Origin of the sequence: Streptomyces sp. NBC_01334, assembly GCF_035983595.1 — a bacterium.
GTDB classification, from domain to species: domain Bacteria; phylum Actinomycetota; class Actinomycetes; order Streptomycetales; family Streptomycetaceae; genus Streptomyces; species Streptomyces coriariae.
The window spans coordinates 4,837,113-4,862,087 of sequence record NZ_CP130718.1; the positions used below are offsets into that span (position 1 = coordinate 4,837,113).

Consider the following 24,975-nt stretch of genomic DNA (forward strand, 5'->3'; position numbering starts at 1 on the left):
TCATACAGGGGAGGCCAGGTGGCGGTGAACGCCAAGAAGATCGCCGTCTACGTACTCGTGGTCTTCGTGCTCTACGTGATCATCACGGACCCGGCGAAGGCGGCCGACTACGTCCAGATAGGCTTCCAGGGCATATCGGACGCCGCCAAGGCCGTCGGCGACTTCTTCACCTGGCTGGCCGACGGGGCCGAGTAGCTCGCACTGGGAGTGCCCATGATCCGCCACCTGGTCCTTTTCAAGCTCAACGAGGGCGTCGAGCGCGACGACCCCCGCGTCGTGCAGGGTGAAGCGGCCTTCCGGGCACTCGACGGCCGGATCGAGGAACTGCGCTTCTGGGAGCTGGGCTGGAACATCAGCGACCGGCCCATCGCCTACGACTTCGCGATCAACTCGGCGGTCGAGGACGCGGACGCGCTGAAGCGGTACATCGAGCACCCGGCCCACCAGGAGGGCGTCGCCCTGTGGCGCGAGTTCGCCACCTGGGTGGTCGCCGACTACGAGTTCTGAGCCGCCTTCGGCGTTCTTCCGGCAGTCCTCTCGTCGGTCCTTTCGTCGGTCCTCTCGTCGGTCCGGAGCCCTCCGCGGGAACAGCGGGGGGCTTTCGCGCGTCGGGAATCAGGGTGCACGGCTCAACTTCTCCCTCAACACGGCGTTATGGGGTGCTTGCACACAGTGCACATGTCTTGTGATGCTATGACCGCTTTTGACGGATGAGTTGACCGATGTTGACCTGACGAAGAGGTGGCGTTGACCGTGTCGGCCAGTACTGCGCCGCCTCAGGAAGAGGCACCCCCGGCACCCGCCCCCGCGCCTGCCCTGGAAGCCGTCCCGCAAGCCCCTGCGACAGCCCTCACGGAAGCCCCTACGGAGCCCGTCCAGCCGCCCGAGCGGCGCCGGGGCGCCGACACCCGGGCGTTGACCCAGCTGCTCTTCGGCGAGCTCAAGGAGCTCCAGCCGGGCACGCCGGAGCACAACCGGGTGCGCGGGGCGCTCATCGAGGCCAACCTCCCGCTCGTGCGCTACGCGGCCGCCCGCTTCCGCTCCCGCAACGAACCGATGGAGGACGTCGTCCAGGTCGGCACCATCGGCCTGATCAACGCCATCGACCGCTTCGACCCGGAGCGGGGCGTGCAGTTCCCGACGTTCGCCATGCCGACGGTCATCGGCGAGATCAAGCGGTACTTCCGCGACAACGTCCGCACGGTCCACGTACCGCGCCGGCTGCACGAGTTGTGGGTGCAGGTCAACAGCGCGACCGAGGACCTGACGACCGCCTTCGGCCGCACTCCGACGACGGCCGAGATCGCCGAGCGGCTGCGCATCGGCGAGGACGAGGTGCTCTCCTGCATCGAGGCCGGCCGCTCGTACCACGCCACCTCGCTGGAGGCGGCCCAGGAGGGCGACGGTCTGCCGGGCCTGCTGGACCGTCTCGGCTACGAGGATCCGGCGCTCGACGGCGTCGAGCACCGCGACCTCGTGCGCCACCTCCTGGTCCAACTCCCCGAGCGCGAGCAGCGCATCCTGCTCCTGCGCTACTACAGCAACCTCACGCAGTCCCAGATCAGTGCGGAACTCGGCGTCTCCCAGATGCACGTGTCCCGGCTACTCGCGCGTAGCTTCCAGCGGCTTCGCTCGGCGAACCGCATCGAGGCGTGACGCGGGACCCGAAGGACACGTCACTCGATCAGGTCTCGGAAGCATGAGCGAGTTGTCACCGTTGAGAGCGAATCGCTCACTCGATCCCTTCCTGGCAGATCTGCGCTGAAATGCCGTCAGACCCCCTTTTTCCAGGGCTGATTCGTCACTCACATGTCGACATGTCACTACAGCGTGTTGCCGACATGTGACATTCTGCCGGAAGCGCGTTTGCCGGGGCTTCGGCTCCGGTATTCAGGTGAAGGCTGACGTTCCTCAAGCGGGAATGTTCGCCGCGACCGTCCCGCGACCCAAAGGGGGTGGCATGTCCGCAGATCAGGGCAGCTCCGAGGTGCTCACGCTCACAAAGAGCGAGTCCGCGCCAAGCGCGCCCGTCGAGCCCGCCGTGCTCGACGTGCTCGACGACGTCACGGCCCCCGAGGCCGCTCCGGCCCCGGTACTCACGACAGGGGCCATCGACACCCGCACCCTGTCCCGCTCCCTGTTCCTGCGACTGGCCACCCTCGCCGAGGACAGCCCCGAGCGCATGTACGTCCGGGACACCCTCATCGAGCTCAACCTCCCCCTCGTGCGTTACGCGGCGGCCCGCTTCCGCTCGCGCAACGAACCGATGGAGGACATCGTCCAGGTCGGCACCATCGGCCTGATCAAGGCGATCGACCGCTTCGACTGCGAACGGGGTGTGGAGTTCCCGACGTTCGCCATGCCGACGGTCGTGGGCGAGATCAAGCGCTTCTTCCGCGACACCTCGTGGTCGGTGCGCGTCCCGCGCCGCCTCCAGGAACTGCGCCTGGCGCTCACCAAGGCCAGCGACGAGCTCTCCCAGAAGCTGGACCGCTCGCCGACGGTCGCCGAACTCGCCGCGGTGCTGGGCGTGTCCGAGGAGGACGTCGTCGACGGCCTCGCGGTCGGCAACGCCTACACGGCCTCCTCGCTGGACTCCCCGGCCCCTGAGGACGACGGCGGCGAGGGCTCCCTGGCCGACCGCCTCGGCTACGAGGACACGGCCCTGGAGGGCGTGGAGTACCGCGAGTCGCTGAAGCCGCTGCTGGCCAAGCTCCCGCCCCGCGAGCGCCGCATCATCATGCTGCGCTTCTTCGCCAACATGACCCAGTCCCAGATCGGCGAGGAGGTCGGCATCTCCCAGATGCACGTCTCCCGTCTGCTGACCCGGACCCTGGCACAGCTGCGCGAGGGCCTGATCTCCGACTAGCCGGACTCGGACCGAGGACTTCCCTCCTGACGGAGCGTCAGCGACACTGACGCGATGCGAAGTCCGACACGGGATCCGACACGGGCACGTGGCCGCCGGGGCGCCGTATGGGGCGCGTCGGCGGCCGCCGTCGTGATGGCGGTCGGTCTGCCGGCCGCCTGCGGGGGAGACGGGCACACGGGCGGCTACGTCGCCATCGGCGGGGCGGGCGACACGGCGCACCCGAACACGCGGACGGGCGACTCGGCGGATCCGACGGGTGGAGTACGGCTCGTCCCGCTGGACGACGAGAGCGGCTCCCCTGCGGGGCCGTCCGGTCCGGGGGCCCCGGCGAGCGAAACAGCCGGACACGGGTCGGAGGGCACCTCGGGAGGCGACGCCGGGTCCGGCGCCCCAAGGACCGCCACTCCTGGCACCCCGGGCGGCTCCCCGGGCGCCGAGGGCGGCTCCGGAAGTGCCGGGGGCGGCTCCGCGGGCGGTACGCCACCGGACGCGCCCTCACCGGCGCCCACGGCCCCGCCGAGCACCGCGCCCGCGGGACCGGCCTCGCTGGCCGTGAGCGATCCCGTCCGCGCGGGTACGGATCAGCGGTGGTGCGAGGAGGTGACCCTCACCTTCGACAACTCCGGCGGCACCGCGGTGCGTTCCGGCACGGTCACCTTCGGGACCCATGTCATCGACGCGATCGGCATCGACTGGGCGACACGCGAGTCGACGGCCGCGCTCCCGACGCCGATCGCCGCGGGAGCGCGCAAGGACAAGACCTGGACGGTCTGCGTCGACGCGTGGCGCGTACCGCTGGGCATGCACATCGAGACGCGGGACGTGTCGGTCCGGTGGGAATGAGCGGGCGGCGCCGGACACGCAAAGAGACGGGGGCGTGCGCGCCGACCCCGCCCTGACGCACGGCGGTCGACGCGCTCGGTCACCCCGTCACCCGTCACCGTGTCCGGTGCGGGCCGGCGGTTACTTCAGCGCCAGCCAGGCGACCGCCGCGACGATCACGACCACGGCGACGATGCCGACGATCAGGCCGATGCGGGGCCCGGACTGAGTGGGGGCCGGCTGGGCGGCCCGGGGGGCGCCGTCGTCGACGAACGCGCGGAACATCTGGGTGCTGCCGGCGGGGTCGTGGTTGCCCTGGGGGCCCTGCGTGTTAGCCATGGGCCGAGACACTAGCGAAAATGCGCGGGGCGGCCCAAGTGAGGGTAGGAACTCCGGCCGACCGGAACCCCCCGGCCCTGCCCGCCCACTTGGGCACCCGAGGCGCATCCGCCGCCCGCATCGCACCCAGGGGCGGCCCGGAGCGATCACCCCACCTCGGAAGTCGGCCAGGACGTGATCACCCACCCCGGCATACGGCCCAGACGGAATCGCCCGGCACCCGGAGACAGCCCGGACCGAATCACCCCCCTCGGAAGTCGGATCAGGCCGCACCGGCCACCCCCGCTGTCGAGCCCCCGCTGCGCTGTGGGCTCCCGCTGCCAAGTCCCGCCGCCGGGCCCCGCAGCACCGCACCCGCTACCGCCCCCGCCCCAACCACCCCCGCTACCGCCCCGATCCCGCCCGGTCGGGCACCACAGCGCCCCCACCTGCACATTTACCGTCGCAATACTTGCCTTTGCCAACTTTTTGCGGGCCTCACGGCCCTTTTATTTGCCTGTAGCAACCAACCGCTCCTATGGTTGCCCTAAGCAACAAATTGGGAGGTGTGATGGCAGGGCAGGCGCAGTACGAGGAGCTGGCGCGTCAGCTCAGTGCCGTCGGGGCGGTGAAGCGTGACCTCGGGCGGATCCTGCCGCCCGACTGCTCCGCGGGCTCGGCCGGCGTACTGGCGCTCCTCGGCCGCCACGGCGACATGCGCATGAGCGCGCTCTCCGAGCTGCTCGCCGTCGACATGTCCGTGACCAGCCGACACGCCGCGCACCTCGCCGACCGGGGCTGGATCGAACGCTCCCCCGACCCGGCGGACAAGCGCTCCCGCATCCTGCACCTCACGCCCGAGGGCCACGCGATGCTCGTCGAGCTGTCACGCCGGAGCACCGAGTTGCTGGCGGAACGGCTCGGCGACTGGACCGACGCCGAGGTCGGCCGGCTGATCGCCCTGCTGACCCGGCTGCGCGCCAGCTTCGGCGACTGCCGGACGGTCACGCACCGGCCTCCGGCCCCGCCCGCGCCGCCGCCTCCCGTTCCCGTAAGCGAACAGACACAGACCACCCGTACACCCGCACAAGCAACATAGGAAAAGGAAGCCCATGGCAACGACCACACCAGCCGGTGTGCGGGCTCACGCGAAGCACGGCGGAGGGTCCCACGGCTCCGCCGAGGCCACTCCGATGACCCACCGGCAGATCATGGAGGCCCTCTCCGGGCTGCTGCTCGGGATGTTCGTGGCGATCCTCTCGTCCACGATCGTCTCGAACGCCCTGCCGGAGATCATCGGCGACCTCGGCGGCGGCCAGTCCGCCTACACCTGGGTCGTGACCGCCACTCTGCTGTCGATGACGGCGACCACCCCGCTCTGGGGCAAGCTCGCCGACCTGTACCCCAAGAAGGCGCTCGTCCAGATAGCGCTGGTCATCTATGTGCTCGGGTCCGCGGCCGCCGGTCTGTCGCAGAACCCCGGCATGCTGATCGCCTGCCGTGTCGTGCAGGGCGTCGGCGTCGGCGGTCTGTCCGCCCTCGCGCAGATCGTCATGGCGGCGATGATCTCCCCGCGTGAGCGCGGCCGTTACTCCGGCTACCTCGGCGCGACCTTCGCCGTCGCCACCGTCGGCGGTCCGCTGCTCGGCGGTGTCATCACCGACACCAGCTGGCTCGGCTGGCGCTGGTGCTTCTACGTCGGCGTCCCCTTCGCCGTCATCGCGCTGATCGTGCTCCAGAAGACCCTGCACCTGCCCACGGTGAAGCGGGACGTGAAGGTCGACTGGGCCGGCGCGTTCTTCATCTCCGCCGCGGTGTCGCTGCTGCTGGTCTGGGTCACCTTCGCCGGTGACAAGTACGACTGGCTGTCGTGGCAGACGTACGCGATGGTCGCGGGCTCGATCGCGCTCGGGCTGATCTTCGTGCTCGTCGAGTCGAAGGCCACCGAGCCGATCATCCCGCTGCGCCTCTTCCGCAACCGCACCATCACCCTGTCCTCCATCGCCTCGATGTTCGTCGGCGTCGCGATGTTCTCCGGCACGGTGTTCTTCGCCCAGTACTTCCAGCTGGCCCGGGACAAGTCCCCGACCATGTCGGGCGTCATGACGATCCCGATGATCGGCGGCCTGTTCGTCTCCTCCACCGTCTCCGGGCAGTTCATCACCAAGACCGGCAAGTGGAAGGCCTGGCTGGTCAGCGGTGGCGTGCTCATCACGGCGGGCCTCGGTCTGCTGGGCACCATCCGCTACGACACGGAGTACTGGAAGACCGCGGTCTTCATGGCCCTGCTGGGCCTGGGCGTCGGCATGATGATGCAGAACCTGGTGCTCTCGACGCAGAACCAGGTCGAGCCGAAGGACCTCGGCTCCGCCAGCTCCACGGTCACCTTCTTCCGGTCCCTGGGCGGTGCGATGGGCGTCTCGGCGCTGGGCGCCGTCATGGCCGACCGGATCACCGACTACGCCAAGGACGGCATCACCGACCTCGGCCCCAAGTACGCCTCCCTCGCCTCCGGTTCGAGCTCCTCCAGCTCGATCCCGGACATGGACAAGCTGCCCGCGCCGCTGCGCACGGTCATGGAGAGCGCGTACGGCCACGGCATCGCGGACGTCTTCCTGATCGCGTCCGTCCTGGCGCTGCTCGCCCTTCTGATCACCCTGTTCATCAAGGAGGTCCCGCTGCGGACCAAGGGCGCGCTGGCGCAGGCCGCCACGGCGGAGTCGGAGACCCCGGCCACGGCCACCGCGGACATCACGGCCGCCGCGGCTCCGGCCGCGGTCACCGCTCCCGCCGAGGAGCACGTCCCCAGCTGGGCGGTCGCCGAGACGGCTGCCGAGCCGGGCCGGGAAGCCGGTCCGCAGGGCACACAGCGGCTCGCCGCCGTCGCCACCGCCGAACCCCTCCAGGCGCCCTCGGGCGGTATCCCGGTGCACGGCTTCGTGCGCGGCGCGGAGAGCGCGCCCGTCCCGCAGGCCGCCGTCACCTTGATCTCGCTCGCCGGACGCCAGCTCGGCCGGTCGGTCGCGCAGGCCGACGGTTCCTACGGACTGGACGCGCCGGGCACGGGTTCGTACGTGCTGATCGCCTCCGCCGACGGCTTCCAGCCGCAGGCCTCCACGATCGTCGTGAACGGCGAGCCGGTCGCGTACGACATCCTGCTCAGCGGGACCAGTGGCCTCAGCGGTGTCGTGCGCGCCGCCGAGTCGGGTGAGTTCGTCAAGGACGCGATGGTGATCGTCACCGATGTGCGCGGCGATCTGCTGGCCACCGCGGCCACCGGTGAGCAGGGCGAGTTCTCCTTCGCCGAGCTGGTGCCGGGCGCCGTGACCGTCGCGGTGAACGCCGTCGGGTTCCGGCCGCGCGCCCTGCCCGTCGAGGTCGGCGCGACGGGCGTGACCCGCGCGGAGGTCGTCCTCGAAGCGGGTGCCCAGCTCCAGGGCGTCGTCCGGGCGCCGTACGGTCCGCTGGCCGACGCGCGCGTGACGCTCGTCGACGCGGCGGGCAACGTGGTCGGCACCGCCACCACCGGCTCGGACGGGGCGTACGCCTTCGCCGACCTCGACGGTGGCGAGTACACGGTCATCGCGACCGGCTACCCGCCGGTGGCCACCGCGCTGACCGTGGCGGGCGCCGGCGTCGACGGCCACGACATCGAACTCGCCCACCCCGGCGAGTAGTTCCGACAGTTATCGGCTCCGGCCCGGTGCGGGGGTTTCTGCCCCGCACCGGGCCGGTTCCAGTTCGAGGAGTACATCAGATGGGACTGACCGCGAAGATCCGTACGCGGGACGGGTGGGCCGTGTCGCACGCGGTCGTCACGGTGACCGACACGGCGGGCGGCCAGGTGCTGCGCGCCGAGGCCGACGGGGAAGGAGCCGTACGGGACGCGACCGCGCTCGCCCCGGGTGCGTACACCGTCATCGTCACGGCCGTCGGGTACGCGCCCGCGGCGTCCAGCGCGATCGTGACGGCAAGCGGCCGCGCGGAGGTGGGGACGGTGACCCTGGCCCGGCAGGGCGGCACGGAACTGCCCCCGCCCGGGCCCTGGACCGCCGACCCGGCGCACTCCGCCGTAGGCGCGGTCGCCCAGCACCTGGGCATCTCCAGCGTGCGCGGACGGTTCACCGAGTTCTCGGCGGCGATCGATGTCGCCCCGGACGACATCGCCAAGTCCCGCGTGGACGCGGTGATCCGGGCGGCGTCCATCGACACCGGCAACGCCATGCGCGACACCCACCTGCGCTCGGTGGACTTCCTGGACGTCGAGACGTACCCGGAGATCACCTACCGCTCCGCCGGCCTGACCCCGGCGGGCCCGGACCGCTGGACCGTCCACGGCGAGCTGTCCCTGCACGGCGTCGCCCGTCCCGTCGACCTGGACCTCGCCTACCTGGGCACCGGCTCCGACCCCTGGGGCGGCACCCGGGCCGCCTTCCGGGCCACGACGGAGCTGCACCGCGAGGACTTCGCGATGAACTACAACCAGGTCGTGCAGGCGGGCATCGCGGCCATCGGCACGACCCTGAAGGTGGAGCTGGACGTCCAGGCGGTGCAGGGCGACGCGCTGCCCCAGGCGTAGGCACGGCAGGGTCAGCCGGAACGGGCACCGCTGCGCCTAGGCTGACGCCATGGCACCGAACATCGCGACGAACACCAAGGTCTCCCTGGACGAGTTGCTCGACTTCGTACGGCCCCGGCACCGCGCGATCCTGCTGACCCGGCGCGCCGACGGCAGCTCCCAGGCCTCGCCGCTGACCTGCGGGGTCGACGACTCGGGGCGGATCGTCGTCTCCACCTACCCCGAGCGGGCCAAGACGCGCAACGCCAAGCGGGACGAGCGGGTCGCCGTGCTCGTGCTCAGCGACGACTGGAACGGGCCGTGGGTCCAGGTCGACGGCAACGCCGAGGTGATCGACACGCCCGACTCCGTCGAGCCGCTCGTGGAGTACTACCGCAACATCGCCGGCGAGCACCCGGACTGGGACGAGTACCGCCGGGCCATGCTGAAGCAGGGCAAGTCGATCATCCGGGTCACCCCTGAGCGATGGGGCCCGATCGCAACCGGCGGCTTCCCGGCCCGACTGGTCACCGACCAGTAGGGGGGCCGGCGGGCCGGGAACCCCGAGGCCGCCGGGCCAGATGCCCCGAGGCCCGAGCCAGGAGGCCCGAGGCCGCCGGGCCACGGAGCCCGGGGATCAGCCGCGTTTCACCATGGCCTCGATGCCTGCGATCAGCAGGTCCAGGGCGAAGGTGAAGTCGCGGCTCATCATTTCCTCGACCGTGTCGCCGCCACGGGCCTCCATGAGGGCCTTCGACTCCTCGATGATCTCGGCGGTCTGCGGGGCGCCGGCCGTCGCGGTCATGGCCTGGTGGAAGTACTCGTCCGGAGTCAGACCGGTGTCCGCGACCCGCGCGAAGAAGTGGCCCTCGATCGTGCCGTAGCCGTACACGAACTGGAAGACGGCCGAGATCGCGCCGGTGATGCCGTACGCGGGCAGGCCGGTGCGGCGGACGACCTGCTGGACCGTGCGGGAGAAGACGAGCGAGTTCGGGCCGATGTTGAGGTAGTGGCCGGCCAGCGGGGACAGCCACGGATGGCGGACCAGCAGCCCGCGGTACTCCGTCGCCAGCGCGCGCAGCTGCTCACGCCAGTCCGCGTCCTCGTCCGTGGGGTCGGGCAGCGCCGTCAGCTCGCCGAAGGCGCTGTCCAGGGCGAGTTCGAGGAGGTCGTCCTTGGTGTCGACGTACCAGTACACGGACATCGCCGTCACGTTCAGCTCGGCCGCGAGCCGCCGCATGGAGAACTTGGCGAGCCCCTCCGCGTCCAGGAGCCGCACGGTGGCCTCCGTGATCCGGTCCCGGTCCAGTCCGGAGGGCTGCCCCCCGCCACGGCCACGCCGACGCGCCCTGCCCTCCAGCCACACACTGCGATGCGCGGCGCCCTTGGCGGTCTCGGCCATGGCAAGGCACCTTCCTTCCGGTAACTGGGGAAGATGCTAGGCCGAGGCCTGCCGTCGTGGCGCGGGGGACCGCCCTGACATGCGACTCCGTCGCGCCGGCAAACCGACCGGGCTCGGCATGCCGGATCCCCCCGTCCTCACGCGGCGGCGGGCACCGACGGCTCCTCCCTGCGCTCCGCCCGGGTCAGCAGGGCCGCGGCCACCACCCCGCCCAGCAGTACGGCGGCCGCCCCGATCAGGAGGCTGACCTCCAACCCGGAGGAGAACGAGTCGATCACCCGCGCCTTCTCCGCCACCGAGTTCGCCGCCGCCAGCGCCACCGGCAGGGACACCGCCGCGAACCGCGCGTTCAGCACGGCGCCGAGCACGGCGACCCCCAGCCCGGTGCCGAACTCCGCCAGCGTCCCGTTGACGCCCGCGCCCACCCCCGCCTTCGCCGGCGGGATCGAGCTCATGATCGCGTACGCCATCGCCGGGCTGGCGACCGACGTCCCGGCGCCGATGAGCAGCAGCCCGATCAGCATCCCGGAGTAGCCGCCGGAGGCGAGCGTGGCGACGGCCGTCAGGCCTCCCGCCACCAGCGCCATCCCCACCAGCACCGACACCGGGCCACCGAGCCTGGCCATCACCTTCGCCGACAGTCCGGTGAAGTTGAGGGCCACCACGGTCAGCGCCAGCGGCGCGGTCCGCAGGCCCGCCTCCAACGGGCCGTAGCCGAGGACGAACTGAAGCTGCTGGGTGAGCAGGAACAGCGCGCCACCCATCCCGAAGGTGACCAGCACCGCGCCGGCGACCGCGCCCGTGAACCGTCGGTCGCGGAAGAACGCCAGGTCGAGCATGGGATACGGGATCCTCGTCTCCCAGTAGGCGAACAGAGCGAGGACGACGACCGCCAGCCCCGCGCTCACCAGGACCCGCGACGAGGCCCAGCCGTGCGAGGGGCCGGAGATGATCGAGAAGACCAGCGAGGTCATCCCGACGGTCGACAGGAACGCGCCGAGCAGATCGGGACGGTCGCCCTGCGGGTTCTTCGTCTCGGGGACCAGGGCGACGACGGCCACCAGGCCCAGCGCCGCCACCGGCAGGTTGATCAAGAATATCGCGCCCCACCAGAAGTGGTTGAGCACGAAGCCGCCGATGAGCGGTCCGGTCGCGAAGCCCAGCGAGTTCACCGCGGCCCAGACGCCGATCGCCTTCGGCTGCTCCTCGGACACGAAGACCTGCATCACCACGGCGAGGGTGGTGGTGAACAGCAGCGCCCCGCCCACACCCATACCGGCCCGCGCCGCGATCAGTTGGGCGGTGGTCTCCGACAGACCGGCCGCCAGCGAACCGATGCCGAACAGTGCCAGACCCGCGACCAGCATCTTCTTACGGCCGTAGCGGTCGGCGGCGCTGCCTGCGGTGAGCAGCAGACCGGACTGCACCAGCGAGTACGCGTTGATCATCCACTGGATGTCGGCGGTGGCCGCGTCCAGCTCCCGGGTGAGTGAGGGGATCGCGACGTTCAGGACGGTGTTGTCGAGCAGCACGGTGAGCTGCGCGAGGCAGATGACACCGAGGATCAGCCAGCGCTGGGGATGGCCGGGAGAGCTTCCCAGGAGGGACGGGGTCGGGGACGTAGTCATGTTCTACACCGTAGAGCTGTCCCCATACGCTGTACAACAAAGTTGTTCGGGACATGCGGCGGGGACGCGAGGAGCGAACACGGGGAAGGGCGGCGACCGTGGTCACCGCCCTTCCTCACCTGCGAAACCCGCGAGGCGTCAGCTGCTCGCCTTCTGCGTCAGGTCGTAGAAGGTGGCCGAACCGACCGTCACCTTCTTGAAGTTGGCCTCGACCCAGGAGGTGATCTGCGAGGACGTGCCGTCGCTGCTGCCGCTCATGCCGCCGCCGGAGCCACTGCTGATGAAGTAGTGGATCTTGCCGTCGGTCACGTACTGCTTGAACTGCGCCAGCGTCGGGGACGGGTCGGTGCCGTTGAAGCCGCCGATCGCCATCACCGCGTCACCCGTGGCGAGCTGGTAGCTCGCGGCGTTCTGGGCGCCGATCGCGGCCGCCGCCCAGGTGTACTTGCCGGAGTCGGCCTCCAGCAGCTTCTTGGCCTCGTCGGTGACCGAGGCGCCGTTGAGCAGACCTCCGACACCGCCACCGCCGCCCATGCCGCCGCCGTCGCCGGTCTGGCCGCCGGGACCGCCCTGCTGGTTCTGACCCTGGCCCTGCGTACTGCCGTTGCCGTTCTGCTGGTTCTGGCCGGGCATGCCCCCGCCGGGGAAGCCGCCGGTGCCGCCACCCTGCTGGTTCTGGCCCTGGCCCTGGTTCTGCGTGTTGCCGTTGCCGTTCTGGTTCTGGCCGCCGCCGAAGCCGCCTCGGCCACCGCCACCGCCGCCACCCGGGCCGCCGCCGCCCATCATGCTCGCGCCGGACGGACCGGCGGTCACGATGGAACCGGTGTGGCCCTCCTGGAGCGTGCTGATGGTGTACGCCGTCGGTCCGGCCAGCGCGGCCACCAGGCCCACGGAGGCCGCCGCGAGGGCGAGCTGACGGTTGATGCGGCCCGCGAAGGTCAGGCCGAGCGCGGCGGCCAGGCCGCCGATCAGCACCAGCCACTTCAGCCAGGGCAGGTAGTCGGAGGTGCGGTTGAGCAGGACGTACGACCAGGACGCCGCCGCGACGACCGAGGCCGCGAGGGTGATCGAGGCCCACAGCTCGGACCGCTTCTCCCACAGCAGACCCGCGCCCATGCCGATCACGGCCGCCATGTAGGGAGCGAGGGCCACCGTGTAGTACTGGTGGAAGATTCCCGCCATATAGCTGAAGACGACCGTGGTGATCAGCAGCGAGCCGCCCCACACCAGGAACAGCCCGCGGGTCGTCGACGTCCGCTTCAGCTTCCGCGTGGCCACCAGACCGCCGACCAGCAGGATCAGCGCGGCCGGCAGCAGCCAGGAGATCTGGCCGCCGATCTCGGAGTTGAACATCCGGTCCCAGCCGGTCTCACCCCACTGGCCGGTGCCTCCGCCGCCACCGCCACCGACGCTGCCGGTCTCCTCGCCGTTCAGGCGGCCGAGACCGTTGTAGCCGAAGGTCAGCTCCAGGAAGGAGTTGTTCTGCGAGCCGCCGATGTACGGGCGGGAGGAGGCCGGCCACAGCTCGACGATCGCCACCCACCAGCCGCCGGACACGATCAGCGCGCCGGTGGCGACGGCCAGCTGGCCGAACCGCTTCTTCAGGCCCACCGGGGCGCACACCGCGTACACGATCGCCAGCGGCGGCAGGATCAGGAAGGCCTGGAGGGTCTTGGCGAGGAACGCGAAGCCGATCGCGACCCCGGCCCACACCAGCCACTTCGTCCGGCCGTCCTCCAGCGCGCGGGCCACCGTGTAGCAGGCCACGGCCATCAGCAGGGCCAGCATCGCGTCCGGGTTGTTGAACCGGAACATCAGCGCGGCGACCGGCGTCAGCGCCAGCACGGCGCCCGCGATCAGACCGGCCGCGGCACTGAACCGGCGGCGCACCGAGGCGTACACGACGGCGACCGAGCCGACGCCCATCAGCACCTCGGGGACGAGGATCGCCCACGAGTTCAGACCGAAGAGCCTGACCGACAGCGCCATCGGCCACAGCGAGGCCGGGGGCTTGTCGACGGTGATGGCGTTGCCCGCGTCCAGCGAGCCGAAGAACAGGGCCTTCCAGCTCTGGCTGCCGGCCTGGACGGCCGCGGAATAGAAGGAGTTGGCGTAGCCCGAGGCGCTCAGGTTGTACAGGTAGAGCAGGAGGGTGGCGGCCAGCAGGCCGAGGAAGGCCGGGCGGGCCCAGCGGGGGTCCTCGGGGCGGCCGCGCCACAGTCTGCGATGCCAGGGCTGCTTCGGCTCACCCGCCTCGGGGGCCGGGACGGCCGCCTCCCGGGCGTCGGGATGCGTGCCGACCGGCGCCGCGGTCGGCGGCGGATCCCAGGTCGTCGTCGTCCGGTCGATGTCGGTGCTCATCGGGCGTCCCCCGGGTCGGTGTCTTGGGGGCGGCGGACCGGCAGCATCTGCATGGTCGCGTCCCTCCAGGTGCCGTCCGCGGCTTCGCCGGCGCGGAACTGAGTGGTCGTGTTGTGGTCGTGCGGGTGCACGATGTGCCGCTGCGGCAGCGGCACGGACGGGCCGCCGGCCTGCGGAGCACCGGCCTGCTGGGCGCCGGCCTGCGGAGCGCCGGTCGGGTACGTCGGTGCGGAGGCGCGCGGGAAGGAGGCGCCGGGAGCGGAGGCGCGGGGGGCCGGGCCGGAGGCGCCCGGGGCGGAGGTGCCCGGGGCGGCCGTCACGCCGTTCGTCGGCTCGTCGCCCTCGCGCCGGTCGGAGAACACCCAGACGCGGAAGAGCAGGAAGCGCAGCACGGTCGCCGCGAGGTTGGCGGCGATCAGCACCGCCAGTTCGGTGGAGTGCGCGGGGCTCGACGTCGCCGTGTTCAGGGCGAAGAGCGAGCCGCTGGTCAGCGCGAGGCCGATGCCGAAGACGACCAGACCCTGGGCCTGGTGCTTGACGGCCCCGCCGGGGCCGCGCACCCCGAAGGTGAGCCGGCGGTTGGCGGCGGTGTTGGCGACGGCCGACACCAGCAGCGCCAGCGCGTTGGCGACCTGGGATCCGCCGAACTGGCGGAACACGGTGTAGAGCAGGAGGTAGAAGAGGGTGGAGAGGCCACCCACGACACAGAAGCCGACAAGCTGGCGGGCCAGGCCCTTGGGTACGTCCATGATGTCGCGGTCGCGGGGGTCGTCGCCGAACGGCCTGGTCAGCCGGTCCAGGGAAAGCGAACCGGTGGCCAGCGCCCGGCCCACGCGCCATACCCCCTTCAGGTCGTCCGTCGCCGTCTTCACGATGTGCACCGTGGAGTTCGGGTCGTCGACCCAGTCGACCGGCACCTCGTGGATACGAAGGCCGGCACGTTCGGCGAGTACCAGCATCTCAGTGTCGAAGAACCAGCCGGTGTCTTCCACCAGCGGGAGCAGAATCTGTGCGACATCACGCCGGATCGCCTTGAACCCGCACTGCGCGTCCGAGAAGCGGGCCTGGAGCGAGCCGCGCAGGATGAGGTTGTAGGCGCGGCTGATGAACTCCCGCTTCGGCCCGCGCACCACGCGGGAGCTACGGGCCAGCCGGGAGCCGATCGCCAGATCCGAGTGGCCGGAGATCAGCGGTGCCACCAGCGGCAGCAGCGCGTTGAGGTCGGTGGACAGGTCCACGTCCATGTACGCGAGGATCGGGGCGTCCGAGGCCGACCAGACGGTCCGCAGCGCACGGCCGCGGCCCTTCTGCTCGAGCCGGAAGTTCCTGACCTCCGGGATGCGCGCTTCCAGCCGCTGCGCCACCAGAGGGGTGGTGTCCGTCGACGCGTTGTCCGCGATCGTGATGCGGAAGGAGTACGGGAACGTTCGCGTCAGATGGTCGTGCAGTCTCCGGACGCACGGCTGGAGGTCCTTCTCCTCGTTGTAGACGGGGATCACTACGTCCAGGACAGGCGTACCGGCGGTGTCGGCCGGGAGGTGCTCCCGCGCCGGCAGGGTGCCGGGAGAAGAGTCGGTTCGCATGACATCGACTTTCGTCAGGCGCCCTGTTGCACCCATGTGGTGGCACTGTGCTCGACCTGTGAGTCGAGTTGCCAGTTCGTTTCGGGGGAGGGCTGGGGAACGGCGGGGGCAAGGGCGGGCAAATGCACGGTGAAGACGGTCTGTCCGGGCACGCTGTCCACCGTCACGGCGCCGCCGTGCGCGGTCGCCACGGCCTGCACGATGGCGAGGCCGAGGCCGGTCGAACCGGTGTTGCGGGAGCGCGCGGAGTCGCCTCGGGCGAACCGTTCGAACACATGCGGGAGCAGATCGGCCGGGATGCCCTGACCGTTGTCCTGGACGTCCACGCACAGCCACGGCCCGCGGCGCTGCACACGTGCGGTGACGGTCGTACCGGGCGCGGTGTGCGTCCGGGCGTTGGCGAGGAGGTTGACGAGGACCTGTTGCAGGCGTGCCGCGTCGGCGGAGACGAGCGCGGGCTCGTCGGGAAGTTCGAGGCGCCAGACGTGGTCGCGTCCGGCTGCACGGGCGTCGCTGATGGTGTCGATGACCAGCGGAACCAGGTCGGTCTGCTCGAACTGCAAGGGGCGCCCCGCGTCGAGCCGGGCGAGCAGGAGCAGGTCCTCGACGAGGAAGGTCATCCGGCCGGCCTCGGACTCGATACGCCCGAGGGCGTGCCGGGTGTCGGGCCCGACCTCTTCCCGGCCGCGCCGGGTCAGCTCGGCGTATCCCCTGATGGAGGCGAGCGGCGTACGGAGCTCGTGACTGGCGTCCGCGACGAACTGGCGGACCCGCATCTCGCTCTCCTGGCGGGCGTGCAGGGCGCCGTGGACATGGTTCAGCATCCGGTTGAGCGCGGCCCCGACCTGCCCGACCTCGGTGTGCGGATCGGTCTCGGCCTCGGGCACCCGCTCGCTGAGGTTGACCTCGCCGGTGTGCAGGGGGAGTTCGGAGACCCGGGTGGCGGTGGCGGCGACCCTGCGGAGGGGGCGGGTGGCCACTCCGACCATGACGTAGCCGGCGATGCCGGCGGCCACGAGACCGGCGGCGGTGACGCTCAGTTCGACGAGGATGAGGGTGGTGATGGTGCTGTCGGTGTCCTGGGTCGGGATGGCGACGTAGTAGGAGCCCTTGTCTCCGGAGACGTACTGGACGAGGTAGTCGCCCAGCCCGGGAATCTCGATGCTGTGCGACGAGCGGTCCTGGGCGACGGTGCCGAGGGCGGCCTCCTGGGCCTCACTCAGGTTCTTGTCCACCATGGGGTTGATGTCGGTGCTGGTGGAGTCCTTCTTGCCGACCTTGGAGTCGGTGATGCTCCCGTTCACGACCTTCGCGATCACCGTGCCCTGCGGCTGGGGGCCGCGCGTCACGAACTCTTTGAGGTCGACGGTGCCGGAGGTCCCGGTGGTGTTCTGTCCGGGCTGCCCCTCCTTGATCCCGCCCGGCGGCCCGCCCATCCCGGCCGCGCGGCTCGACACGTCCTGCAGCTTGTCCCCGAGCTGGTCGTACAGATGAGACCGCAGCGCCAGGGTCGTCACCGTGCCGATCACCGCACAGACGACGGCGATCAACGCCACGGACGCGACGACGAGCCGCGTTCGCAGGGTGCGCGGCTGTCCCGCTCGTCTCTTCTGCGCACGCGGTCGCCGTCGCCCGCTCATGACACAGCGGGCTTGATCAGGTACCCGGCGCCGCGCCGGGTGTGGATCATCGGTTCGCGTCCTGCGTCGATCTTCCGCCGCAGGTAGGAGATGTACAGCTCGACGACGTTGGCCTGACCGCCGAAGTCGTACGACCAGACACGGTCGAGTATCTGGGCCTTGCTGAGCACGCGCCGCGGGTTGCGCATCAGGAAGCGCAGCAACTCGAACTCGGTGGCGGTCAGGTGGATGTTGTCCCCGGCCCGCGACACCTCGTGGCTGTCCTCGTCGAGGGTGAGGTCCCCGACGACGAGCACCGAGTCGGAGCGCCGGTCGGCGGCACCGGAGCGCCGGATGAGCCCACGCAGCCGCGCCACGACCTCTTCGAGGCTGAACGGCTTGGTGACGTAGTCGTCGCCGCCCGCGGTGAGACCGGCGATCCGGTCCTCGACCGCGTCCTTGGCCGTCAGGAACAGCACCGGCACCTCGGGCAGCTCACGACGCAGCCGTCCCAGGACGGTCAGCCCGTCCATGTCGGGCAGCATCATGTCCAGGACGACGGCGTCGGGACGGAACTCCCGCGCGGTCTGGATGGCACCCGTGCCGTCTCCCGCACTCCGGATCTGCCATCCCTCATAGCGCAGAGCCATGGACAGCAGTTCGGTGATCGACAGCTCGTCGTCCACCACAAGCACTCGGACGGGGCTCCCGTCCGGCCTCAGCAGTTCGGTGCGCCCCTGGGGCGAGGTCGTGGTCATGGTGAACACCTTGGCCGGGTCCCCTGAGAGCACTCTTTCACTAATCTGTGATTTCCCTGAGAAACGCACAGGCACCTCTCAGGCAACACCTGGGAACCCTTTGCTCCGCATCGACTTCGGAGGGCGGTATGCCCGGTACGGCATGCTGTGCCGCCCTCAGGACGCGCGCTCCGTGAGAATCGCCTGGGGTGTCCGCTCGAACCCGTGGCTGTGTTCCACCTTGGCGATGTGCAGGCAGTACCGCTCGTACCAGTGCGCCCGTCCGTACTCCTTGGCCGCCCGGTGCTCGGCGTGCGTCCGCCACTGCTCGATCCCGTCGAGATCGCGGAAGTACGCGACGGTGATCGCGAGTCCGCCCGGGGTGCGGGCCGAGTCCTCCCCCAGGAACCCCGGGACGTCCTTGACCAACTCGCCCATCCGCTCGGCGGTCTCTCCGTAGCCGGCGTCTCCCTCGGTGCGCAGGGAGGTGAAGACCACGGCGTAGTAGGGGGGTTGAAATGCGGAAACAGGTGCCACGCGCTGTTCGCTCATGTCACCCACGATCAGCCGGGCGCCCCACTCCGGTCCACACTGCTTGCCGAAAGGGATCCCGGCGGGATCCAACTCTTTACCCGAGCCGACTCTTTACCCGAGCCGACGCTCTGCCCGAGCCGACACTCTGCCCGAGCCGACACTCTGCCCGAGCCGACGCTCTGCCCGAGCCGACTCGCCATCCGAGCCGGCTCCTTGCCCGACTCGTCGTAGGCCCGCGCGTCCTCAGAACAGCCCGTCCTGACGATGGTCCGCCGCGACCTCGAAGTGCCGCACGGGAAAGGCGGGTTCACCACCCGCAACCGGCACCAGCTGCCACCCCCGCATCAACCGTGTGTCGAGCACGACCACCCCGCCCGGGGTCGCGAGGTGCAGATCGGGTCCGGCGGCCGCCACGAGCTCCCCGCTCACCGCTCCGCCGGGGACGAGCTCACCCACCTCCCCGAGCGCGGGCGGCGCTCCGGCCAGCCCGAACGCCCGCACGTGATCGACCGGCCGGAAGGGCGAGCGCTCCAACGACTCGGGCCAGCCGCCCAGTTCCACGGCTCGCGCGTACACCTCGCGTATCTCTTCGGCCCGTTCCGCCTCCGCTTCCGGCAGCGCGGCCCGCACCGCACGCTTCACGGCGTACGGAATCCGGTCCGGCACCCGCAGAGCGGCCCGCAGCAGCTCCTCGGTGCGCCGGGCGGCCATCAGCGGCCCGCTGCCGAGCCAGCTGAAGCAGACGGCGCCCTGCTCCAGCAACCGCACCGAGCCCCGCTCGACCGCCGTGATCCCGACCTTGACCAGACCGGGCCCGAACCACGCGAGGTACACGCGGTACGGCCGCGGGTCGTCCGCGACCCGGTCCGCGGCGACGGAGTGCGCCCGGTCCAGCCGCGCACACTCCTCGCACCGCCCGCCCGCGCCCCTCCCCGGCACCACCACCCGCCGGGGACACGCATGCCCCCGAGCCCCCGCACACTCCCGCACGCCCCCGTCGACCACCGCGAAGGAGATCCGCTTCCCCCAGGACAACGGACTACGACGCCCCCCGTCCCACGTCAGCTCCGGCCCCTCCGCCGACCACCGCAACCCCGCGCACTTCCATGCCTGTGCCATCACCCACCACGGTAGGCCCAGGCACTGACACCACGGGCCAGGCCTTGGGCGCGCGCCCCGCGAGCCGGCATCCGACGCACCCCGGATGCCCGTCCCGGGCCCACGGATCCCGGACCCGCATCCCCCACTCCGCCCGCGGCCGCACCCCCGGCGGCTTGCCCCACCCGGCGAGATGCAGCCCCCAGGTGACCAACGCGCCCAGCCCCACGACCACGAGCCCGCCGGCCAGGAGAACCCCGGACACGACACACACCCCCACCCCCGCCACGGCGGTCCCGACGGTCACGATGCCGACGCCGGTCCAGCCGGCGACCGTATGCCCCTCGTCGTACAGGTGACCCGCCACGCTTGCCTCACCTTCTAAGAAGTTGCAGTACTAAACCTCTTAGAGGGTAAGAGAAACCGAAAGCAGATAACAAGGACCCAGCAGAAACCAACGCCCCGCAGACCGCAGACCGCAGACCCGCACCCCTCAGCCCCGCGGATCCGCAGCCCCGCGCAGACTCCTCAGCCAGGAACAGGAACAAGAGAGCCCCGAGATGCCAGACGCGCCGACACCGCCGCACCACGGCCGCCCCGCCGCCACCCCCGCGCAAGCGCTCGCGGCGATGGACGACCTCATCGCGGCCAGCATGGTCGGCCAGCAGGAGATGGCCCAGCGCCTGGGCCTGAACGTCACCGACCTGACCTGCTTCGCCTACGTCATCCAGGCCGGCGACGACCTCCTCACCGCCGGCGACCTGGCGACCCGCGTCCACGTCACGACCGGCGCCGTGACCGGCATCCTCAACCGCCTGGAACGCGCCGGCTATGTCACCCGCCGCCCCGACCCGGAGGACCGTCGCCGCGTCCGCGTCGCCGCGATCCCCTCCGCGGTCGCCCGCGTCCACGCCTTCTACGCGCCGTACTACGCCCGCCTCGACGCCCTCTTCGCGGACTACTCCGCCGAGGAGACCGCCGTCCTGACGGACTGGTTCACCCGCGCCACCACCCTGGCCAACACCTACCGGGAGGAACTCCGCCTCCACGACAGCTGATCGCGGTTGCCGTCCTTCGTCGCCGTGCAGCAGGATCGAACGATGTCCCGATCAGCAGGCGCACACACGGCCGACCCGTGCCCTCGGTGCCGCGTCGAGGCGGTCCGCCCCGGCAGCCCGACGACCGCCGCGGGACGCGATGTGGTCCGCTACGGCTGCGATCACTGCGCGCATACGTGGACCCGCCCGGTCGAGGACGACCTGGAGGTCCACGACACCGTCAGGGTGGACCTCCCCGACGCCACGCTCTACGGCACCGCCTGGCAGGTGGAACCCGACCGCGTCCAGGTACGCGGCACGGGCGGCGCGTGGCTGCTGTGGGTCGAGCGCTGGAGAGTCATCGTCTACTGAACGAGGTTCTTCTTCGGACGGACCACACAGAACTCGTTCCCCTCCGGATCGGCCAGCACGACCCACGACTCGTCGCCGCTCTGCCCGACATCCGCCCTGCGAGCACCGAGTGCGAGGATCCGCTCGATCTCCGCCTCCCGGTCCTCCGCCGCGGACGTCAGATCAAGATGCAGCCGGTTCTTGACGACCTTGCGATCCGACACCGGCATGAAGCAGATCTCCACCGGCGCCGCCTCGTCCGCCCCGATCACCACCTCCCGCTCCCGCTCCGACAGAACCCGCCATCCCAACACCTCAGCCCAGAACCGAGCCAGGCCGGGCAGATCATGAGCGTCGATGACGATGTGATGCAGCGAGACAGGCATGCCGGACGATCTCCCCTCGAACCTCACGAACGGATGCGGCTTCGGCGCCCTTGCCGCTCTGCCGACCGTGATCAACACCGTGCGGGTCTTCCTCGGCCGTCAGCTTGTCAGGCCTTCGCCGAGCAAGCGTTCCATTCGACGACTTCGGGCCGAATCGGCTGCTGACAGTGACGCCCAGGGCTCCGGAGCCCTGCGGAGCCTGTCCTTCAGAGCTGCGGTTCCCCGGCGGAATTCGGCAGCTACTGGCGGTGGCGGCGCGTGCCCTGTCTCGGTGGCAGGGTCAACGTGATTTGCCGGACGAGTTGCTGGAAGCATGCGAGAGAGGCGAGAGCCGGCAGGGAAGCCCCGGCGATACCGGTGAAGGTCCTGTCCGCCTGCGCTACGCACAGCATTATCGCAACGGAGGAGAAGAGCAGAACGATGAACCATGAGTGCACGGCTCGGCGCTGATGCAAGGCAGTCCGGAGGATGGAGAGAGAGGCCACCGTCCAGGGGCCGTACACGAGAAGAGGCCACGACGGGACCATTCCACCTCCCGTTCCGGACGTGATGTTCTGCAGAGGCGTGTAGGCCACCATGCCGCCGAAGACGCTGACCATCGCCACCATGACGGCAACGAGTGCGACGATGACGAAGCTGCCGGTCTGCAGCCACTTGCGTCGGAATTTTCCCCCTCGCATCTTCCGATGCCCGGCAGAAGAGCCTCGGGTGGGCGGCAGCTGAGCGGTGATCTGCGCCAGGCCCTCCATCGGGTCGGTGAAGTCGACGCCGGACGAGGGCTCGCTGCGAGGCGGTGGCACCCTGGCCGTCTGCTCCGCCGGCACAGCCTCCTGCATGAGGTAGGCGAGTTCCTCGACCGGGTCCCAGCCCGCGTCGGGTGGGGTCAGGGAAACCCCCGCGTGCACCCCGTCGACAGGTCCACCGTTCCAGCCGGTGCCCGACCCGTAGGAGTATGCGTCGGAATACCATTCACGATGCGCAAAGGAAGGATCTACATAGTCATGATTCATAGGAATGCGCCCGTCGGGCATGGTTCACGTGACGGCCGAAGTTCCCCTGGCCGTTCCATCGCGAATTGAGTTCCTCCTGGATCGCCTCCAGCAGCGCAAGGAACTCACGGAGCAGTGGCTCGGTGATCTGACATTCGGCCAACACGCCGCCCCCGATCACGGTGCCCTGCACCGCAGGCTCCGAGCTTGCCGCACGTGACGGGAGAGTATATTTCCGCACTGTCAGATCACGGACCGCAGGCAGATTATCCGTCCTCGCGTGGCGTTGAGGCAGGCCCTGAGACCTTGCTTTCGTCATATCCCGCTAACGCCGCTCCCCCTCCTCCAGATGCGCGGCAAATGAGTGACCCTGGCGTCGTGGAATACAAGGAGAGCGTTTCTTCATTTATTTCCGACGAATCCCACTCCGCACTTTATGGGTCGAGCAGGTTTTCTTCTCGATTCCTCTTGAGCAATAAATAGGATTCGCCACCGGTGGACACGGCGCGGACGACCTGGAGAGGCCTGCCTGACAGGCCACGACGACCGTGGGGCGTGGTCGCGGGCGCCCGGTTCCTTGATGGACCGGCGCATGTGGGGGCGCCGTCAGCGGGTTGAGCGCGAGGCGCTCGGCCCTTGCGACGTTCCCCGCCGACCGGCGGAAGGAGCTCCCGTAGCCGCGCCTCGAAGGCCTGACCTACGCCCCTTTGTCCGTACCGGGGCCGCCCGGTCGCCCCTCCGAGGCGATGGAGCAGCCATGAACGCGCGCATGGCCACGCGTGCCCTGTCGCGGTGGAAGGGTCACTCAGCCGTTGCCGAGGGGGCACCGGGGGACGCGGGCTCGGCGGCAGACATGGTGTCCTTCCGCCCTGTCGGGAGCACGACTGGATGCGTCGAGCCGGACGCACGGCCCGGCCCGCCCTGCGCGGGTACGGCTCCGGGGCGTGCCGCTGGTCCGGGCACCGGCCGGCTGCCGTCCGTCCGCCGCAGCGCGCGTCGACAGAGGTGAAGCAGGGAGGCGTAGAAGCGGTCGGGAAGGAACACGGCGTCCGCGACGATCATCGCGCCGGAGAAGAGAGGCAGCCCCATGAGCACGGCGATGCCGATGTGCATGCCCAGCAGCATGGCGAGGACGGGATACTTGAGCCTGCCGAAGAGCACGAACGGGAAGGCCACCTGCAAAAGCACGGTCAGGTATCCGGCCACGGCGACCACGAGCGTGTACTCGTCCACGAAGTGCGAGACGGCGGGCCAGGGCTGGAACAGTTCGAGGTTCAGGACGTAGTGGAGCGCGGTGCCGCCGCCCCAGAAGGCTCCCTGGACCTTGTACAGGCCGGCTGAACCGTAGAGAAAGCAGACCTGCGCCGCGATGACGAACATGCCGCAGTTGTGCACCACCGTGATCAACATGGTCCGGGCATCGCGGAGTTGCCGGACGAAGGGACTTCCGCCCGGTTCCGACGCGCTGCCCGCACGGGCCGCCTTCAGCCTGTTTCTGCGTGCGTCCAGGGACCAGCGCCGGCCGCACGCGGTGAGGACGAGGTAGAGGGACATCAGCAGGACCAGGTTGTCGCCCCCGTCCGTCATGAAGATCGCCCGGCCGTGGAACGAGGTCACCACGACGGCGAAGAGGACCGACAGGACACGGGTTCGCCAGCCCAGCATGAACAGTGCGGCCGTGACCAGCGCCAGCACATAGCAGAGCTCGAAGTAGGCACGGCTGTCGGACAGGACCAGAACGCTGAACCAGCCCGTCTGTTCGAAGAGCTGGTGTGCCAGGGCGGGCGTCCACGCAGAACCCGGGCCCCAGATCTCGTCACGGTGCGGGAACTCACGCAGCAGAAAGATCAGGTAGAGCAGTCCGTAGCCGATGCGCAGCACCGACGCCGCGTACAGGGACACCGGACGGCCGGTCAGGAGGTCCCACACGACCGTGATCCGATCGGCGAGCCATCGGTCGACGCCGGCGGACACGGACCTCTGTGCCTCATTTTCCATGGCGGGTCACCTTCCACCAGGGCAGGAGCCGGTTCTCGGCCGGCGTCGGCGGGCGATTGCCGGCGGCGGGGCCGGTCACGGGGATGGGCAGTGTGACGACGCGGAGCTGGATGAAGTCGAAGGGGCCGTTCTTGCGGGCGGCGGCGCGGTCCGCGGCGATGTTGCCGAGGTACTTCTGCATCATCAGGGCGCGTTCGGTGCGCGCCTTGTCGTCGCCGCCGTGCGAGTCGACGTAGCCGGCCCAGGCACGGCGCAACATGTTCTGCGCCGTGTGGCTCGGGAACGGATCATGCACGACCGCGGAGCGGTCCACGGCCGTCAGGTCGAACCAGGGACTCACCTGAACTGATCCGTCGGGGCCGGTGTGCGCGGTTCTCGCCAGAATCTGCCGGTTGACGGATTCGGGGTCCGGAGCGAAAAGCCGCCAATTCTGTTCGAAGAAGGGATACACCCATGCATTGATCAGCGGGCTGTATCGCTTGGAGACGGTGTTGGCCGGTGCCACGTGGAGAAACACCAGAAGCACGTGAACGACACTCGCCACCAGGCACAGGACCACGGTGGCGCACAGTCCGGATTTCAGCGCACGGGCACCTCTCGGCAGCTTGGGCGGCGCGGCCGCCTCGTCTGCACTTTCCTGCACGACCGGACCTGATTCGGAGTGAGGGACTTCCTTCACATC

General features: G+C 70.2%; 26 protein-coding genes. 11 read left to right on the forward strand and 15 right to left on the reverse strand.

The annotated features are described in order from the left end of the window. Positions 1-18: 18 nt before the first annotated feature. From OG736_RS21660 to OG736_RS21680, 5 genes are all read left to right on the forward strand, one after another. Positions 19-195 (forward strand): hypothetical protein, encoded by a 177-nt coding sequence (locus tag OG736_RS21660; protein WP_020131312.1) that lies wholly within the window; start codon positions 19-21, stop codon positions 193-195. Between the two features lie 18 nt (positions 196-213). Further along, the gene (locus tag OG736_RS21665) at positions 214-507 is read left to right on the forward strand and encodes a Dabb family protein (protein ID WP_327183907.1); all 294 of its coding nucleotides are present in this window, start codon (positions 214-216) and stop codon (positions 505-507) included. A 246-nt stretch (positions 508-753) separates the two neighbouring features. After that, the gene (locus OG736_RS21670) at positions 754-1,656 is read left to right on the forward strand and encodes an RNA polymerase sigma factor SigF (protein WP_442817059.1); all 903 of its coding nucleotides are present in this window, start codon (positions 754-756) and stop codon (positions 1,654-1,656) included. A 304-nt stretch (positions 1,657-1,960) separates the two neighbouring features. Beyond that, on the forward strand, positions 1,961-2,869 hold the full coding sequence (locus OG736_RS21675; protein ID WP_020131315.1) for an RNA polymerase sigma factor SigF: 909 nt from the start codon (positions 1,961-1,963) through the stop codon (positions 2,867-2,869). 54 nt (positions 2,870-2,923) lie between these two features. Next, positions 2,924-3,715 (forward strand): hypothetical protein, encoded by a 792-nt coding sequence (locus tag OG736_RS21680; RefSeq protein ID WP_327183909.1) that lies wholly within the window; start codon positions 2,924-2,926, stop codon positions 3,713-3,715. 120 nt (positions 3,716-3,835) lie between these two features. Here the strand turns inward: OG736_RS21680 and OG736_RS21685 are convergent, their stop codons facing one another. Then, positions 3,836-4,033, reverse strand: a complete 198-nt coding sequence (locus OG736_RS21685; RefSeq protein ID WP_327183910.1) for a hypothetical protein — start codon at positions 4,031-4,033, stop codon at positions 3,836-3,838. Positions 4,034-4,583: 550 nt separating this feature from the next. On the opposite strand from OG736_RS21685, the gene OG736_RS21690 reads away from it, so the two are divergent. From OG736_RS21690 to OG736_RS21705, 4 genes are all read left to right on the forward strand, one after another. Continuing rightward, positions 4,584-5,111 (forward strand): MarR family winged helix-turn-helix transcriptional regulator, encoded by a 528-nt coding sequence (locus OG736_RS21690; RefSeq protein ID WP_327183911.1) that lies wholly within the window; start codon positions 4,584-4,586, stop codon positions 5,109-5,111. A 13-nt stretch (positions 5,112-5,124) separates the two neighbouring features. After that, positions 5,125-7,689 (forward strand): MFS transporter, encoded by a 2,565-nt coding sequence (locus tag OG736_RS21695; protein WP_327183912.1) that lies wholly within the window; start codon positions 5,125-5,127, stop codon positions 7,687-7,689. A gap of 80 nt (positions 7,690-7,769) precedes the next feature. Next, on the forward strand, positions 7,770-8,591 hold the full coding sequence (locus OG736_RS21700; protein WP_327183913.1) for a YceI family protein: 822 nt from the start codon (positions 7,770-7,772) through the stop codon (positions 8,589-8,591). A 49-nt stretch (positions 8,592-8,640) separates the two neighbouring features. After that, positions 8,641-9,111, forward strand: coding sequence for a PPOX class F420-dependent oxidoreductase (locus tag OG736_RS21705; RefSeq protein WP_327183914.1), 471 nt, complete (start codon positions 8,641-8,643; stop codon positions 9,109-9,111). A gap of 96 nt (positions 9,112-9,207) precedes the next feature. On the opposite strand, the gene OG736_RS21710 is transcribed toward OG736_RS21705, so the two are convergent. The 9 genes from OG736_RS21710 to OG736_RS21750 form a co-directional block, all read right to left on the reverse strand. Further along, positions 9,208-9,972, reverse strand: a complete 765-nt coding sequence (locus OG736_RS21710; RefSeq protein WP_327183915.1) for a TetR/AcrR family transcriptional regulator — start codon at positions 9,970-9,972, stop codon at positions 9,208-9,210. A gap of 137 nt (positions 9,973-10,109) precedes the next feature. Next, positions 10,110-11,600: an MFS transporter gene (locus OG736_RS21715; protein WP_327183916.1), complete on the reverse strand. Its 1,491-nt coding sequence runs from the start codon at positions 11,598-11,600 to the stop codon at positions 10,110-10,112. A gap of 138 nt (positions 11,601-11,738) precedes the next feature. Then, a complete protein-coding gene (locus OG736_RS21720; RefSeq protein WP_327183917.1) occupies positions 11,739-13,961 on the reverse strand; it encodes a glycosyltransferase family 39 protein in 2,223 nt (740 codons plus the stop codon). Then, complete coding sequence (locus tag OG736_RS21725) at positions 13,958-15,544, reverse strand: bifunctional glycosyltransferase family 2/GtrA family protein (protein ID WP_327183918.1); 1,587 nt, start codon at positions 15,542-15,544, stop codon at positions 13,958-13,960. Before OG736_RS21725 ends, OG736_RS21720 begins: the two co-directional genes overlap by 4 nt. A gap of 14 nt (positions 15,545-15,558) precedes the next feature. Beyond that, entirely contained in the window at positions 15,559-17,184 is a 1,626-nt protein-coding gene (locus OG736_RS21730) for a sensor histidine kinase (RefSeq protein WP_327183919.1), read from the reverse strand. Continuing rightward, positions 17,181-17,921 (reverse strand): response regulator transcription factor, encoded by a 741-nt coding sequence (locus OG736_RS21735; RefSeq protein ID WP_020131327.1) that lies wholly within the window; start codon positions 17,919-17,921, stop codon positions 17,181-17,183. The genes OG736_RS21730 and OG736_RS21735 overlap by 4 nt, the downstream gene beginning before the upstream one ends. Positions 17,922-18,077: 156 nt before the next feature. Beyond that, positions 18,078-18,452 carry an antibiotic biosynthesis monooxygenase family protein gene (locus tag OG736_RS21740; protein WP_327183920.1) on the reverse strand — a complete coding sequence of 125 codons (375 nt, stop codon included), beginning with the start codon at positions 18,450-18,452 and terminating at the stop codon, positions 18,078-18,080. Between the two features lie 225 nt (positions 18,453-18,677). Then, entirely contained in the window at positions 18,678-19,553 is an 876-nt protein-coding gene (locus OG736_RS21745; protein WP_327183921.1) for a DUF2797 domain-containing protein, read from the reverse strand. Then, positions 19,474-19,899 (reverse strand): HGxxPAAW family protein, encoded by a 426-nt coding sequence (locus OG736_RS21750; RefSeq protein ID WP_327183922.1) that lies wholly within the window; start codon positions 19,897-19,899, stop codon positions 19,474-19,476. The genes OG736_RS21745 and OG736_RS21750 overlap by 80 nt, the downstream gene beginning before the upstream one ends. A 193-nt stretch (positions 19,900-20,092) precedes the next feature. Between OG736_RS21750 and OG736_RS21755 the strand changes: the two genes are divergently transcribed. Together OG736_RS21755 and OG736_RS21760 are read left to right on the forward strand one after the other, a co-directional pair. Then, entirely contained in the window at positions 20,093-20,590 is a 498-nt protein-coding gene (locus OG736_RS21755) for a MarR family winged helix-turn-helix transcriptional regulator (RefSeq protein ID WP_327183923.1), read from the forward strand. A gap of 42 nt (positions 20,591-20,632) precedes the next feature. Further along, positions 20,633-20,941 carry a hypothetical protein gene (locus tag OG736_RS21760; protein ID WP_327183924.1) on the forward strand — a complete coding sequence of 103 codons (309 nt, stop codon included), beginning with the start codon at positions 20,633-20,635 and terminating at the stop codon, positions 20,939-20,941. Here the strand turns inward: OG736_RS21760 and OG736_RS21765 are convergent. The 5 genes from OG736_RS21765 to OG736_RS21785 form a co-directional block, all read right to left on the reverse strand. After that, positions 20,935-21,306 carry a VOC family protein gene (locus tag OG736_RS21765; protein ID WP_327183925.1) on the reverse strand — a complete coding sequence of 124 codons (372 nt, stop codon included), beginning with the start codon at positions 21,304-21,306 and terminating at the stop codon, positions 20,935-20,937. The two genes, OG736_RS21760 and OG736_RS21765, sit on opposite strands and share 7 nt — an antisense overlap. A gap of 239 nt (positions 21,307-21,545) precedes the next feature. Next, positions 21,546-22,316 carry a DUF2637 domain-containing protein gene (locus tag OG736_RS21770; protein ID WP_327183926.1) on the reverse strand — a complete coding sequence of 257 codons (771 nt, stop codon included), beginning with the start codon at positions 22,314-22,316 and terminating at the stop codon, positions 21,546-21,548. Beyond that, a complete protein-coding gene (locus OG736_RS21775; protein WP_327183927.1) occupies positions 22,306-22,488 on the reverse strand; it encodes a hypothetical protein in 183 nt (60 codons plus the stop codon). The genes OG736_RS21770 and OG736_RS21775 overlap by 11 nt, the downstream gene beginning before the upstream one ends. 608 nt (positions 22,489-23,096) lie before the next feature. Continuing rightward, positions 23,097-24,293, reverse strand: a complete 1,197-nt coding sequence (locus tag OG736_RS21780; RefSeq protein WP_327183928.1) for an HTTM domain-containing protein — start codon at positions 24,291-24,293, stop codon at positions 23,097-23,099. Beyond that, complete coding sequence (locus OG736_RS21785) at positions 24,283-24,936, reverse strand: DUF5819 family protein (protein ID WP_327183929.1); 654 nt, start codon at positions 24,934-24,936, stop codon at positions 24,283-24,285. Before OG736_RS21785 ends, OG736_RS21780 begins: the two co-directional genes overlap by 11 nt. Positions 24,937-24,975: the final 39 nt, after the last annotated feature.

Coding starts and splice junctions, on each gene's coding strand:
- OG736_RS21765 (WP_327183925.1), bottom strand. CDS start 21,306: ATGCCTGTCTCGCTGCATCACATCGTCATCGACGCTCATGATCTGCCC.
- OG736_RS21735 (WP_020131327.1), bottom strand. CDS start 17,921: ATGACCACGACCTCGCCCCAGGGGCGCACCGAACTGCTGAGGCCGGAC.
- OG736_RS21690 (WP_327183911.1), top strand. CDS start 4,584: ATGGCAGGGCAGGCGCAGTACGAGGAGCTGGCGCGTCAGCTCAGTGCC.
- OG736_RS21695 (WP_327183912.1), top strand. CDS start 5,125: ATGGCAACGACCACACCAGCCGGTGTGCGGGCTCACGCGAAGCACGGC.
- OG736_RS21755 (WP_327183923.1), top strand. CDS start 20,093: ATGCCAGACGCGCCGACACCGCCGCACCACGGCCGCCCCGCCGCCACC.
- OG736_RS21745 (WP_327183921.1), bottom strand. CDS start 19,553: ATGGCACAGGCATGGAAGTGCGCGGGGTTGCGGTGGTCGGCGGAGGGG.
- OG736_RS21720 (WP_327183917.1), bottom strand. CDS start 13,961: ATGAGCACCGACATCGACCGGACGACGACGACCTGGGATCCGCCGCCG.
- OG736_RS21705 (WP_327183914.1), top strand. CDS start 8,641: ATGGCACCGAACATCGCGACGAACACCAAGGTCTCCCTGGACGAGTTG.
- OG736_RS21665 (WP_327183907.1), top strand. CDS start 214: ATGATCCGCCACCTGGTCCTTTTCAAGCTCAACGAGGGCGTCGAGCGC.
- OG736_RS21700 (WP_327183913.1), top strand. CDS start 7,770: ATGGGACTGACCGCGAAGATCCGTACGCGGGACGGGTGGGCCGTGTCG.
- OG736_RS21740 (WP_327183920.1), bottom strand. CDS start 18,452: ATGAGCGAACAGCGCGTGGCACCTGTTTCCGCATTTCAACCCCCCTAC.
- OG736_RS21685 (WP_327183910.1), bottom strand. CDS start 4,033: ATGGCTAACACGCAGGGCCCCCAGGGCAACCACGACCCCGCCGGCAGC.
- OG736_RS21770 (WP_327183926.1), bottom strand. CDS start 22,316: ATGAATCATGACTATGTAGATCCTTCCTTTGCGCATCGTGAATGGTAT.
- OG736_RS21780 (WP_327183928.1), bottom strand. CDS start 24,293: ATGGAAAATGAGGCACAGAGGTCCGTGTCCGCCGGCGTCGACCGATGG.
- OG736_RS21710 (WP_327183915.1), bottom strand. CDS start 9,972: ATGGCCGAGACCGCCAAGGGCGCCGCGCATCGCAGTGTGTGGCTGGAG.
- OG736_RS21760 (WP_327183924.1), top strand. CDS start 20,633: ATGTCCCGATCAGCAGGCGCACACACGGCCGACCCGTGCCCTCGGTGC.
- OG736_RS21725 (WP_327183918.1), bottom strand. CDS start 15,544: ATGCGAACCGACTCTTCTCCCGGCACCCTGCCGGCGCGGGAGCACCTC.
- OG736_RS21680 (WP_327183909.1), top strand. CDS start 2,924: ATGCGAAGTCCGACACGGGATCCGACACGGGCACGTGGCCGCCGGGGC.
- OG736_RS21715 (WP_327183916.1), bottom strand. CDS start 11,600: ATGACTACGTCCCCGACCCCGTCCCTCCTGGGAAGCTCTCCCGGCCAT.
- OG736_RS21730 (WP_327183919.1), bottom strand. CDS start 17,184: ATGAGCGGGCGACGGCGACCGCGTGCGCAGAAGAGACGAGCGGGACAG.
- OG736_RS21675 (WP_020131315.1), top strand. CDS start 1,961: ATGTCCGCAGATCAGGGCAGCTCCGAGGTGCTCACGCTCACAAAGAGC.